We start from the raw sequence: 13,012 nt of genomic DNA, 5'->3' as shown, positions 1-13,012 counted from the left end.
ATTACTCCGCAGCCGGAACAAGGGTTTCAGAAATGCGCTCGGCTTCCGGCTCGTCGTCTGGTGCCGGTCCCTTCTTGATGGCGCGGATCATCAGGGTCATCTCGATCACGATCAGCACCGTGTAGAGGGCGGCAAAGCCGACGATGGTCAGCAGAACCGTGCTGGCGCCGAGGCTGGAGACCGCCAATGCGGTAGGCAGCACCCCTTCGATGACCCAGGGCTGGCGGCCGATCTCGGCAACGATCCAGCCTGCCTCGATGGCAATCCATGGAAGCGGGATCGCGAGAACGGCGATTTTCAGGAGCAGCGGATACTTGTCGAGATGCCGCCGCGCGGAAAGCCAGAAAAAAGTCGCCGTCAGCAATATGAAGAACATGCCGAGGCCGACCATGATGCGGAACGACCAGAAGAGGGTCGGCACATGCGGGATCGTGTCACGTGCCGCCTGGACGATCTGTTCGTCCGTCGCCTGGCGCGGGTCATCGACGTAGCGCTTCAAAAGGAGTGCATAGCCAAGCTCATGGCCGAGTTCCTCGAAGGAGCTGCGGACTTGCTGGGCGACCTGATCCTGGGCAGGCGCGGAGCGGATCTGCATCAGCGCATCGTAGGCTTTGATGCCGTCGCGGATGCGCGCTTCGGCCTGTTGTTCAAGCTTGTCGATGCCCGGAATTTCGGTCGTCAGCGAACGTGTACCAATCAAGCCCATGACCCACGGAATGTGGACTGCGAAATGCGTTTCTCGCGCTTGCTGATCCGGGAAGCCGAAGGCCGTGAACGCTGCCGGCGCCGGTTCCGTCTTCCACATCGCCTCGATCGCAGCGAGCTTCATCTTCTGGTTCTCTGTTGCGAGGTAACCGCTTTCATCCCCGAGCACGACGACCGAGAGTGCGGAGGCGAGGCCGAAGGATGCGGCAACTGTCATCGACCGCTTGGCGATTTCGATATGCCGTCCCTTCAACAGGTACCAGGCCGAGACGCCGAGAACGAAGATCGATGCGCAGACATAGCCCGCCGACACGGTGTGGACGAACTTCGCCTGGGCGACGGGGTTGAAGACCACGTCGAAGAAGCTGGTGATCTCCATGCGCATGGTTTGCGGATTGAGCGCCGAACCGACGGGGTTCTGCATCCAGCCGTTGGCGATCAGGATCCAGAGCGCCGAGAAGTTGGAGCCGATCGCTACGCACCAGGTCGCAACGAGATGGCCGACCTTGGACAGCTTGTCCCAACCGAAGAAGAACAGGCCGACGAACGTCGCCTCGAGGAAAAAGGCCATCAGCCCTTCTATCGCCAGCGGCGCACCGAAGATATCGCCGACATAATAGCTGTAGTAACTCCAGTTCATGCCGAACTGGAACTCCATGACGATGCCGGTGGCGACCCCGATTGCAAAGTTGATGCCGAACAGTATGCCCCAGAATTTCGTCATCTGCCGCCAGATGTGACGACCCGTCATGACGTAGACCGTTTCCATGATCGCAAGCAGCACGGACAGGCCGAGCGTCAGCGGCACGAACAAAAAGTGATAAAGCGCAGTCAACGCGAATTGGAAGCGCGATAGCGCGACTATGTCTAGTTCCATTGTCTTTCTCCCACGGCCCCACGGGTACGAAGAGTTTTCCGCCATGCCGGATTGCGTGGCGGTTGTGCTGTTGTGGCTCAGTCCGGTCTCAGCCGGTTCAGAGCCCTTTCGAACGCCGCCTCTCCACGGCGTGAAACTTCCTTGATCTGGCCGCCTTCGAGGACGGCAATCAGGTCGGCGATCGCTGCCTCCCGGCGGATATGTGTGGCGATCACGAGCGAGCGGCCATCTGCCTTGCCTGCAAGTCGGTTCATCACATCGCGCGCAACGGCGCCATCGAGGCCTTCTGTCGGTTCATCCAGCAGCCATAGCGGCGTGTCGCGCAGGAACAGTCTGGCGAGCGCGAGGCGGCGCGCCTGGCCGCCGGACAGGCCCATGCCGCCTTCGCCAAGCGGCGTGTCGAGGCCGAGCGGCAGGGGCGCTACATCGCAGGCCAGACCGGCTGCATCTAGCGCGGCGTAAAGCTCGTCATCGGTGGCGTCAGGCTTTGCCAGCTGGAGGTTGCCGCGAAGCGTATCCTGGAAGAGTTCCGTGCGTTGCGTCAGCAGCGTGGTCGGCAGGCTTGAAACGGTCCCCTCGACCGGCTGCATTTCGGCCGCAAGAAGGGCAAGCAGCGTTGATTTGCCGGCGCCGCTGTCTCCAACCAATGCCAGCCGTTCACCGTCTGCGAGGTCCAGCGTGACCTCTCCGGCGGCCAGTCTGCCAGAGGCTTCATACCGCGCGCTGACGCTAGCAAGCTGCGCTGCAAAGCCAGAGCCCGGCATAGCGTTTCGATAGGTCGCCGCATCGATCGAGAGGCGTGGCGCGATGCGGCTGGCCGCCAGAAGCGTGCGGCCGAGCTCCATGGCGCCGCGGCGCAGCGCACCGAAGGGCTCGACGGCGGCAAATGCAATCAGGACGCCGAGTGCTGCAACCGGCGGAGTGATCGCGCCGGATCCGCAAAGTGCTGCGACGGCGAGCAACGAACCCGTCAGTAGCGCCGTAGAGGCGAAGCCGAAACCGATGGTGACGCCGGATTCGATGCGATTGAGGTGATCGTCTGCATCGGCTGCGTATCGATCGGCCGCGGCGATGGCGCAACGCTGGGCGTGCAATCGTCCGGCCATCAGCAGATCTGTCTGGCCGGCGACGAGATCGATCATCCGCGCGCGCAACGCCTCGATGCCGTGGGTTCGGCGGCGGGCATGCTTGGCAGCCCGACGGCCAGCCAACAGCGGGATACCGAGGCCGGCGGCCAGCAGCCAAAGACCGGCCAGCAGTCCGAACAGGGGATGCATGAGGCCAAGGGCGATGCTCGTCCCCAATGCCGCAACAACGGCGACACCAGCCGGCACGAGGACCCTGAGATAGAGAGAGTCCAGCGCATCAATGTCGCTGGTGAGGCGGAAGAGCAGGCGCGCCGGACGGCGCATCAGGTCTGTTGCCGCACCGGCCTGAGCCCAGCCGCGGAAAAGTCGTTCGCGCAAGCTCGCAAGCACGCCGAGCGTCGCGTCATGCGTCGTCAGACGCTCGCCATATCGTGCAGCTGTGCGCCCGAGGGCGAGGAGACGGATGCCGGCCGAGGGCGCGAAGACATCGAAGGTGACGGCTGTTGTTGTGGATATTCCGGCGATCGCGCTCGCGGTGATGAACCAGCCGGAGAGGCCGAGCAGCGCTATGCCCGAGGCAACCGTGGTCGCCGCAAGGGCCGCGCCGATGAGAAGGCCGCGCCGCTGGTTGGAGAAAAACAGGTTGATTACGGGCTTCAGATGGGAAGGCGATATACTCATTCCGCAGCCTCCCGCGCTGTTTCCGCGTCCAGGTTTACGGTCCGGCTCATACGCGCGGCAAGGCGCGGATCGTGGGTTGCCACGACAAGTGTCCGGCCGCTTGCAAGGGCAAGCAGGCGTTCGGTGATTTCGCTGGCCGTCCTTGCGTCGAGGTGGGCTGTCGGCTCGTCGGCGAGGATGATGCCGATGTCGGGGTTGGCTGCCGCGCGGGCAATGGCGAGGCGCAGCGCTTCTCCGCCGGACAGTCCAATGCCGCTTTCCCCAAGGGGCCGGTGGCCGTAGGCGGACGCGACCGTGCCAAGTCTGGCAAAGTCGAGGGCCTCAGCAGCCTTGCGCAGCGAAACCTCCGGCCGGCCGAGCGCCACGTTCTGCGCGATCGTCCCTGCGAAGATGTGCGGTTTTTGGCCGATCCAGGCAATCGTCTGTCGCGCGGTTGTCGTGGCGGCCTCGCTGCCGAGCGTGATACTGCCGCTTTCGCAGGGTGCAAGGCCGGCCATCAGGGCGAGCAACGTCGACTTGCCGGAACCGCTGGCGCCGAGAAGCGCAACGTGTTCGCCGGCGCCGATATGAAGATCGAAAGCGTCGATGGCGAGCGGGGCTTGCCCGCCATAGCGGAAGCTCACGTTTTCGAGCCTCAGGTCGCTGGCGCCGGCTCCTGTGACCGGGGGATGGGGCATCGCGGCGAGCATCATGCCCTCCTCGCTCAGGGCGTCGAGGGCGTTGAGGGCGGCCTCGCCGGCGGCGCGGTCGTGCCAGATGGCGGACAGTTCGCGCAGCGGCTCGAAGAAGGCAGGTGCAAGCAGCAGGACGAAGAGGCCGCTCGTCAGATCGAGGCCGGTTGCCCACGCGCCGAAGCGGATCTCGCCAAGCAGCGAAAAGCCGACATAGACCGCGACCATCGCGACGCCGAGCGCCGCAAAGAGTTCGAGAACGGCCGACGACAGGAAGGCGATCCTCAAGACTGCCATCGTCCGGGTCTTGAGCAACTGAGCATCGGCTCTCAGTTTGATAGCCGTGGCATCGACGGCGTCGAGTGAGCGGATGGTCGCGAGCCCGCGCAGGCGATCGAGCAGAAAGCCGTTGAGGCTGCCGGTTGCCGCGAGCTGCTTCTCGCTGGCGGTCTGGGCGCTCCATCCGATGAGTGCCATGAAGACGGGAATGAGCGGCATCGCGATCAGGAGCACCGATGCGGCGACCCATGAAAAGGGGAGGATGCAGGCCAGGATCACCAGCGGCACCGCGCTCGCCTTGAGACGGCCGGGCTGAAAGCGGGACAGATAGGGGACGATCAGTTCGGCCTGCTCGCCCAGTATGCTGGCCGCCTGCCCGGAGGCAGCGCGCGTGGCGTCCACCGGCGAGCGCCGCGCCAACGCTGCGACGGCTGCTGCCCGGCGGATGGTGAGTTCGGTGCGGGCCGCCCGAAAGGCGATGCGGCCGCCAGCCGCATCGAGACAGCTTTTTGCGATGCCGAGGAGGGCAATGAAGGCGGCCGGCCAGAGAACGCTACCGACCGTGCCGCCGTTTGCCAGGCGCCCGACGGCAATGGAAAGACATGCTGCCTGCGGAATCCATAATAGCGCGGCAAGCGTCTGGACAGCTGCGGCCTTTCTTAAGCCGGAAGGCTTGCGCACGGATCTGCCCGGCTCGCCAGAAGCCTGCTTTCCATTTGCGTCGAAGTAAGCACGCGTCATGGCGCTAACTCTTGTTCGCAGGATTGGGCCGGCGGCTGCGGCCGAGCGAAACGACGCGGTCCTTGGCCTCCAACAGCTTCGTCACTTTCGCTCCCAGCGAGAGTAACGTCGCAAGCCGTTCAGTTTCAAGCTGTTTTACGTCTTCATACCAGTGCGTTAGCTGTTCAATCAGGGCATGCATCTCACTCATGCGCTCCTGCGCATGGCGTTCGGCCTCGCTTACCGGTCGTTGCATGAGGATCTCGCGAAGAACAGAAAGGGTAGGATCGACCTCCCGCTTCTTGCGTTCCTCTGCCAGCGTCCGCAGAATCAGCCAGACGTCGTCAGGCGTGGTGAAGAAATCGCGACGGTCGTCCGGCCTGTGCTTCAGAAGCACGAGGTTCCACGTCTGCAGTTCGCGCAGGCTCATCGACACGTTGGAACGCGAGATGCCCAGCGAATCGGCGATCTCTTCCGCGCAAAGCGGGGACGGCGAGACGTAGAGCAGGGCGTAGATCTGCCCGACGGTGCGGTTGATGCCCCACCGCGAACCCATTTCGCCGAAATGCAGGACAAAGGATTGAACAAGCGGCGGGAGGTTCATTGTGTTTTCCGTTATGTCTGTAATTTCAGAAATTTCTGAAATTACTATAGCTGCGTCTGTGCTGAGGACAATCGGCAAGTGTTGGCTGCGGCAATGTGGCGTTGCGGTAGCGGGGGCACTGGAGCGGCGTAGTGGGCGATGATCTCGGCGTTCATGGCGGGGGCCTTTTGGGTGAGGAATAGCCAAGCGCGAACGCACGCACTTTGATCTTGATCAAGAAAACGCTGTTCTCCGGCAGCAGCGGTAGTCTATGCTTTGCGAGGAGCTGATTTGATGCGCAAAGACATACATAACTCAAACATACCAGTACGTTGCGTAAGCTGCGAGGTTCGCCACAAGGGTATGTGCGGCGCGCTCAACGCAGACGAGCTTTTGGCACTGTCGGCGCACACGCGGCTCGTCAATCACGATGCCGGCGAGGAACTGGCGGGCGAGAAGACGCCGGCCGAATCCTACGCCACAGTCATTCGCGGCGTGGTGAAGCTGACGAAGACGCTCGAAGACGGCCGCCAGCAGATCGTCGGCCTGCAATTCGCTCCGGACTTTCTCGGGCGGCTCAATGCCGAAGAAAATGCGGTCTCGGCCGAGGCGGCGTCACATGTGAACCTCTGTCGCGTTCCGAAGGCAGCTCTCGAGCGGATGGTGAAGAGCAATCCGGCTCTCGCTGAGCGGCTGATGGCGCAGACGTTGCGCGAGCTCGACGAGGCGCGAGAGTGGATGGTCACGCTCGGACGAAAGACGGCAGCCGAAAAAGTCGCAAGCTTCCTGTTGCTCATCGCAACTCACCTCGACCCCGAGGCGCAAGGCGATAGCCGCCGTTTCGACTTGCCTCTATCGCGCGCCGATATTGCCGACTTTCTGGGGTTGACGATTGAGACGGTGTCGCGCCAGCTATCCAGGCTCAAGACCGACGGGATCGTCTCAATTGTTGCCAACAGGCATATCGAGGTGCCGCGGCTTTCAAAGCTCAGGGCTTGCTGCGGATCCTGACGGGATGCGCGGGACGCCGATCGAATGCGTGTTGCCGAGGCCACCCATTTTGTGCAGGAGTGCTGGCTTCCATCTTGCTTCCACTACTCCAGAAGAGATCGTTCATGCCCGCTGCGCAAGCCAACCAGCTCGTTTCCCGACTGTCTCCCCCGCCGATTCCTTCCGTTCTCGCGTGGGCGCGCGAATACGGGGGAGGCAAGGGGCCGCTGGTCGATCTTTCGCAGGCTGTGCCCGGTTATCCCGCGCATCCCGAGATGCTGCGACTGCTCGGAGCCGCGGCGGCGTCGCCAAAAAACACGGGCTACGGACCGATCGAGGGTGAGGGCGTGCTGCGCGGGGCTTATGCGCAGCACATGTCGGCGCTTTATGACGCGCCGGTGTCGGCGGAAAATGTCCACATCACGGCCGGTTGCAATCAGGCCTTCATGTCGGCGGCGATTGCGCTTGCGGGTTCGGGCGATACCGTTGCGCTGACAAATCCCTTCTATTTCAACCAGGAAACAACGCTGTCGATGCTTGGCATCAAGCGCGTGCTGATCGAGTGCGACGCCGAGAACGGCTTCCTGCCGGATGTTCGTTCCGCCGAAAGGGCCCTGGCAGGCGGCGCGAAGGCGCTTGCGATCGTGACGCCAAACAATCCGACCGGAGCGATCTATCCACCGGCGCTGCTCCATGAGCTGTTTGTCCTTTGCCGGAACCATGGCGCCTGGCTGATCGTCGACGAGACCTATCGCGACTTTCTGCCGGATGGCTACGGCGCGCCGCACGCGCTGCTGGCGATCCCAGGCTGGGCAGACACGCTCATCCTGCTTTACAGTTTCTCGAAGTCCTTCTGCATTCCCGGCCACCGGCTCGGCGCGATCACGGCCGGCGTAAACGTCATCGCCGAGATTACCAAGGTCATGGACAATATGCAGATCTGCGCGCCGCGGGCGGCACAGGTTGCCGTTGCCGAAGCGATGCCCATTCTGGCGGACTGGCGCGCCAGCAACCGGCTGGAGATCGCACGGCGCGCGGATGCGCTGACATCGGTCATGGCTGGATTGGCTGGCTGGGAGATCGGTGCCATTGGCGCCTATTTTGCCTTCATCCGCCATCCATTCGAAGCGCTGAGTTCATCGGCTGTGGCAGAAAGGCTTGCGAAGGAGGCCGGCGTCGTCTGCCTGCCCGGAAGCTACTTCGGGGAAGGGCAAGACCGCTATCTTCGGCTCGCATTCGCGAATGCCGACGCGGCCTCGATCGGGCGGCTGGCCGAGCGGCTGGGGTGACCCGTCTCAAGATCTGCTGGTTTTGATAGATTCGCTCCGGAGAAGACATGGCCTGCGGTGATGCAATGTCCGATCTGACAAATGAGGTCTCCGGGCCTTTCCTCGTTGCAGTCCTTGTGACAGGAATCCAGCCACGGCGCGTTTGCGCCGTGGGAAGAGTCTTTGGCGTTCAAGGACTTGAACGCGCTGTATCTCTGTGGCGAGGACAGAGACGAGGGCGCCAAAGCAGACCATCGCCGTAGCAGGGTTTTGAAAAGCCTTGGCAGTCCCTCGTGCTCTAAACCACGATCGTCAGCGGCGGTATGCGCTTGTCCTGTGGGCTTTCCTGTTCCTGAGCAGCCAGCAGATTGAGTTCCCGCCGTTCCTTCTCCGATACGATCGCGAGGTCGATGACCTTTTGCAGGTTCGCGGCGTGGCGGAAGGTCGGGTCGTCCTGCTTTCCGGTTCTGACCGCCTCGGCGAAACGCTGGTAGTTGGTCAGCACGGCGGGAACGTCGATGTCGCGCCAGGTGGCCGTTTCGATGTCCTCGCCGAAGCAGCCGCGCAGATCCGAGCCATCGGGGCGATGCACGACTTCCAGGCTGCCCTTTTCGCCATAGATGCGCAGCTTCAGTTCGTTGAGGTGGCCGGTCGCCCAACGGGTGGCGTGGATGACGCCGAGTGCCCCGTTGGTGAAGTCGACCGACATGGTGAAGCTGTCGTTGGCGTCGAGCAGATATTCGCCGATCTGGCCGCCCGGTGCCTTGTTGAATGTCTTGAGCCGGGCAAAGACATGGTCGATATCGGTCGCGGCGCCATAAGCTGCGAAGTCGAGGATGTGGATACCGACGTCGCCGAGCACGCCGTTCGAGCCGTGACCGGTCGACAGGCGCCACAGCCAGCGCGATTCCGTACGCCAGTCGCCCCAGGCGCGCGAAACCAGCCAGCTTTGCAGGTAGGACGCTTCGACGTGGCGGATCGTGCCGAGTTCGCCGGCCAGTACCATTTCACGGGCACGCTGCAGCGGTGCGACGTTGCGGTAGGTGAGGTTGACCATGTTGATGACGCCGGCGGTCTCCGCCGCTTCCGTCATCTCCAGTGCCTCCGCGTAGTTTTCCGCAAGCGGCTTTTCACAGAACACATGCTTGCCGGCAGCGATCAGAGCCAGGCTGGTCGCATGATGGATGCGGTCGGGCGTGACGTTGGTCGCGGCATCGAATTCGCCCCAGGCGATCGCTTCCTCAAGCGTGCGGAAACGCTTTTCGATGTGAAAGTGATCGGCAAATTCATTGAGGCGAGCCTGATCCGTGTCGACGGCGCCGACCACTTCCACGCCATCGATGGCGAGGAAGTTGGCAACCTGGTTGTTGGCCATAACGCCTGTTCCAAGAACGAGTAGACGCATTTGCTCATGCTCCTCAGCGGTAACCGGCTTCGCCGGCCTGATGCAGTCTCGGGCCGCGTTCGACGATCGGCTCATGTGCCTTCTCGACCGGAACGTTCGGGGCATCGGTGATGCTCTTCAGATCGCCTTGCGGGTTATAGGCCCATTTCACGGCGTTGATGAGCACCTTCTGGACGTTCGCATCATGATAGGTCGGATAGGTCTCATGGCCAGGCCGGAAGTAGAAAATGTTGCCGGCGCCACGGCGCCAGGTCAGCCCCGAACGGAAGACCTCGCCACCCTGGAACCAGGAGATGAACACCGTTTCGAGCGGCTCCGGTACTGAGAACTGCTCGCCGTACATTTCCTCGTTTTCCAGCACGAAGTTCTCGTCGATGCCTGCTGCAATCGGGTGGCGCGGGTTGATGGTCCACAGGCGCTCTCGCTCTCCGGCCTCGCGCCACTTGAGCGCGCACGGAGTGCCCATCAGGCGCTTGAAGACCTTCGAGAAATGGCCGGAATGCAGCACGAGAAGCCCCATGCCTTCCCAGACGCGCTTGGCGACGCGTTCGACAACGTCGTCGGAAACGGCGCCGTGGTCCTTGTGACCCCACCAGGTCAGGACGTCGGTCTCGGCCAGGCGGATCTCGGTCAGGCCGTGCTCGGGCTCCTGAAGCGTCGCGGTCGTCGCCTTGATCGCCGGATCGGTGTTCAGCGCGTTGGCGATGGTTGTGTGCATGCCGTCGGGATAGATGCCCCGAACGATGGCATTGGTGGTTTCGTGGATGTTCTCACCCCAGACGATGGTGCGAATGGACAAGTCGTTACTCCTTCATGCGGATGTTTGATCAGCCGGTGGGAAGCTGGCCGATCGGTGGATTGGGTGGGTGTCAGGCAGCGCCTTTAAGGTGCGTCCTTTCAAGCGCGCGGCCGGATTGATCGAAACGGTGAATGCGGCTGTCGATGGGTGCTACCCCCAGCGTCTGGCCGGGTTGATGGCTGGACACCCCGATTTGCCGGACGACAAGTGGTTCGCCGGAGCCGATATCGATATAGACGAAACTGTCCGAGCCGAGGATTTCGGAGTGGATAACCGTTCCGCTCCATGCAGGCGTGCGCTGGACGACCTCGATGTGCTCGGCGCGCACGCCGATCGTGTGCGCGTCGTAGGGAGCAGAGAACGAGCCGGCGAGGAAATTCATCTTCGGCGAGCCGATGAAGCCAGCGACGAACACCGAATTCGGCGTCTCGTAGAGTTCGAGCGGCGTGCCGATCTGTTCGACGACACCGTCGCGCAACACGCAAATCCGGTCGGCCAGCGTCATCGCTTCGACCTGATCGTGGGTGACATAGATCATCGTCGTGCCGTGCATGCTGCGATGGAGCTTGGCGATTTCCAGGCGTGTCGCGACACGCAGCGCTGCGTCGAGGTTCGACAGCGGTTCGTCGAACAGGAAGACCTTGGGGTCGCGCACGATGGCGCGGCCGATGGCGACGCGTTGGCGCTGCCCGCCCGAGAGCTGGCGGGGCAGGCGCGCGAGATAGGGCGAGAGCTGCAACATGTTGGCTGCCTGCTCGACACGGATCTTGCGCTCGTCTTTCGTTTGCCCTGCGAGCTTCATGCCGAAGGCCATGTTCTCGAAGACGCTCATATGCGGGTAGAGCGCATAGGACTGGAAGACCATAGCGATGCCGCGCTTGGAGGGAGCGGTGTGATTGACCGCTTCGCCGTCGAAGGAGAGCGTGCCGGAGCTTATGTCCTCCAACCCTGAGATCAGGCGCAGGAGCGTTGACTTGCCGCAGCCGGAGGGGCCGACGAAGACCATGAACTCTCCCTTGCGAATGTCCATGGTCACGCCCTTGATCACTTCGAACGCGCCGAAGCTCTTGCGGATATTATCGAGTCGAATCTGTGCCATATCTTGCTTTCTTCAACCTTTGACGCCACCGGCTGTCAGCCCGGAAATGATGCGACGCTGGAATATCAGGACCAGGACAACGACAGGCACCGTGACGATGACGGATGCCGCCATGATGTTGCCCCAGGGGATTTCAAACTGGCTCCCGCCCGACAGCAGGGCGATCGCGACCGGCACCGTTCGCTGCGCATCCGAAGAGGTGAATGTTAGGGCGAAAAGGAATTCATTCCAGGCCGTAATGAAGGCCAGCAGGCCCGTCGTGACCAAAGCGGGCCACATCAAGGGCATGAAGACCTGCGTGATAATGACCCAGGGGGACGCGCCGTCTACGATCGCCGCTTCTTCGATTTCGATGGGCAGATCCCGCATGAAGGTGGTCAGCACCCAGACGGTGAAAGGCAGGGTGAAGATCATGTAGGAGAAGATCAGCGCAAACGGCGTGTTGAAGATGCCGATCCAGCGAATGAGCTCGAAGAGGCCTGCCAGCACGGCGATTTGCGGGAACATCGACACCGAGAGGATCGTCAGCATCAGCAGAGCCCGGCCGCGGAAATGCACGCGAGCCAGCGCAAAGGATGCGGTGACGGCAAGAAGCAGCGACGCTGCGACCACGACGCAGGCGATCAGCAGCGAATTGCCGAGGCTGCGGATAAAGCTGCCCGTCGTCAGCACGCTCGCATAGTTGGTGAACGAGATCGATGTCGGCCAGTAGTTGACGGTAAACAGCTCGGTGCCGGCTTTGAAGCTCGTCAGGATCGCGTAGTAGAAGGGGAAGATGGCGATGATCACGATGGCGCCGACGAGGAGGTAGAACAACGTGTTCTTTGTGGCAGTGAGGAGCATCAGCGTTCGCCTCCGCCAAGATTGACACGGCCAAGCCAGATATAGAGCACGGTCACGGTCGCGATGATCAGGAAGAGGACAGTTGAGGCGGTTGCGCCATAGGCGAACTTGTCGAAATCAAACAGGTTTTCGCGCGCCATGACAGACATCGTCTTGGTCTTGGCATTGTTGGGCGTCAGCACGTAGATCAGGTCGAAGATGCGCATGGCGTCGAGCATGCGGAAAATGACGGCGACCATGATGGCCGGRCGGACCAGCGGCAGGGTCAGGCGCCAGAAGACCTTGATGGGATTGACGCCATCGATCTTGGCCGCCTCATAAATATCGGCCGGAACCATCTGGAGGCCGGCGAGAATGAGCAGCGCCATGAACGGCGTCGTCTTCCAAATGTCGACGATCAGCACTGCAATCATGGCCGTGTCCGGATTGGCCGTCCAGGCGATCTTCTGGCTGATCAGGCCAAGGCCCAGCAGGATGTCGTTCAGGATGCCGAACTGGTCGTTGAGCATCCACGCCCACATCTTGGCGGAAACGATGGTCGGGATAGCCCAGGGAATGAGGATCGCGGCGCGGACGATCCCGCGCCCCGGGAACTGGGCGTTCAGCACCAGAGCCACGATCAGGCCGAGGGTGGTTTCGATAGCGACCGAGAAGACGGTGAACTTGAGCGTGTTCGAGACGGCGCCCCACCATGCGGGGTCGGCGAGAAGGCCGCTGTAGACGGTGCGGCCGCTCTTCAGCGTGACCCAGGAAAGGTAGTTCTTGAAGCCTACGAATTGAGCGTCGCCGAGGCTGGTCAGCGATGCATTGGTGAAGCTGAAATAGATGGTTCTGAAGAGCGGCCATCCGGCAACGACGGCCAGAATGAACAGCGTCGGCGCCAGGAATATCCAGGCCGACCGGACGCGCTCCGAGCGCAATTGCGAAAATCGTCTGGTGGCGCGGACCTGCGACCCGAGGGGTTGAGAGACTGCGGCTTCAGTCATGAGTGAGATACCCGCTTC

The 13,012-nt window shown here is 62.2% G+C and carries 11 protein-coding genes; 2 read left to right on the top strand and 9 right to left on the bottom strand.

Features of this window, described 5'->3' with window-relative positions:
• Nucleotide 1: 1 nt before the first annotated feature.
• From AC1DMK_RS05495 to AC1DMK_RS05480, 4 genes are all read right to left on the bottom strand, one after another.
• Nucleotides 2–1,582 carry a cytochrome ubiquinol oxidase subunit I gene (locus AC1DMK_RS05495; protein ID WP_037058502.1) on the bottom strand — a complete coding sequence of 527 codons (1,581 nt, stop codon included), beginning with the start codon at nt 1,580–1,582 and terminating at the stop codon, nt 2–4.
• 77 nt (nt 1,583–1,659) lie between these two features.
• Nucleotides 1,660–3,351, bottom strand: coding sequence for a thiol reductant ABC exporter subunit CydC (gene cydC, locus AC1DMK_RS05490; protein WP_477857594.1), 1,692 nt, complete (start codon nt 3,349–3,351; stop codon nt 1,660–1,662).
• The gene (gene cydD, locus AC1DMK_RS05485; RefSeq protein ID WP_477857592.1) at nt 3,348–5,042 is read right to left on the bottom strand and encodes a thiol reductant ABC exporter subunit CydD; all 1,695 of its coding nucleotides are present in this window, start codon (nt 5,040–5,042) and stop codon (nt 3,348–3,350) included. Before cydD ends, cydC begins: the two co-directional genes overlap by 4 nt.
• A gap of 4 nt (nt 5,043–5,046) precedes the next feature.
• The gene (locus AC1DMK_RS05480; RefSeq protein ID WP_037058499.1) at nt 5,047–5,625 is read right to left on the bottom strand and encodes a GbsR/MarR family transcriptional regulator; all 579 of its coding nucleotides are present in this window, start codon (nt 5,623–5,625) and stop codon (nt 5,047–5,049) included.
• A 342-nt stretch (nt 5,626–5,967) separates the two neighbouring features.
• On the opposite strand from AC1DMK_RS05480, the gene AC1DMK_RS05475 reads away from it, so the two are divergent.
• Nucleotides 5,968–6,615 (top strand): Crp/Fnr family transcriptional regulator, encoded by a 648-nt coding sequence (locus AC1DMK_RS05475; protein WP_477857710.1) that lies wholly within the window; start codon nt 5,968–5,970, stop codon nt 6,613–6,615.
• Nucleotides 6,616–6,719: 104 nt separating this feature from the next.
• On the top strand, nt 6,720–7,883 hold the full coding sequence (locus AC1DMK_RS05470; protein ID WP_477857590.1) for an aminotransferase: 1,164 nt from the start codon (nt 6,720–6,722) through the stop codon (nt 7,881–7,883).
• Between the two features lie 277 nt (nt 7,884–8,160).
• Here AC1DMK_RS05470 and AC1DMK_RS05465 read toward each other — a convergent pair whose 3' ends face one another.
• From AC1DMK_RS05465 to AC1DMK_RS05445, 5 genes are all read right to left on the bottom strand, one after another.
• On the bottom strand, nt 8,161–9,267 hold the full coding sequence (locus AC1DMK_RS05465; RefSeq protein WP_477857589.1) for a Gfo/Idh/MocA family protein: 1,107 nt from the start codon (nt 9,265–9,267) through the stop codon (nt 8,161–8,163).
• Between the two features lie 13 nt (nt 9,268–9,280).
• Nucleotides 9,281–10,066, bottom strand: coding sequence for a ThuA domain-containing protein (locus AC1DMK_RS05460; protein ID WP_037058495.1), 786 nt, complete (start codon nt 10,064–10,066; stop codon nt 9,281–9,283).
• A gap of 70 nt (nt 10,067–10,136) precedes the next feature.
• Nucleotides 10,137–11,165, bottom strand: a complete 1,029-nt coding sequence (locus tag AC1DMK_RS05455) for an ABC transporter ATP-binding protein (RefSeq protein ID WP_477857587.1) — start codon at nt 11,163–11,165, stop codon at nt 10,137–10,139.
• A gap of 12 nt (nt 11,166–11,177) precedes the next feature.
• The gene (locus AC1DMK_RS05450; RefSeq protein ID WP_037058493.1) at nt 11,178–12,008 is read right to left on the bottom strand and encodes a carbohydrate ABC transporter permease; all 831 of its coding nucleotides are present in this window, start codon (nt 12,006–12,008) and stop codon (nt 11,178–11,180) included.
• Nucleotides 12,008–12,994: a carbohydrate ABC transporter permease gene (locus tag AC1DMK_RS05445; protein WP_477857585.1), complete on the bottom strand. Its 987-nt coding sequence runs from the start codon at nt 12,992–12,994 to the stop codon at nt 12,008–12,010. The genes AC1DMK_RS05450 and AC1DMK_RS05445 overlap by 1 nt, the downstream gene beginning before the upstream one ends.
• Between the last annotated feature and the right edge of the window lie 18 nt (nt 12,995–13,012).

The organism is Rhizobium sp. 05L419 (assembly GCF_056397845.1).
The sequence above is the reverse complement of the archived record's forward strand: the minus strand, read 5'-3'. Positions and strand labels throughout refer to the sequence as shown.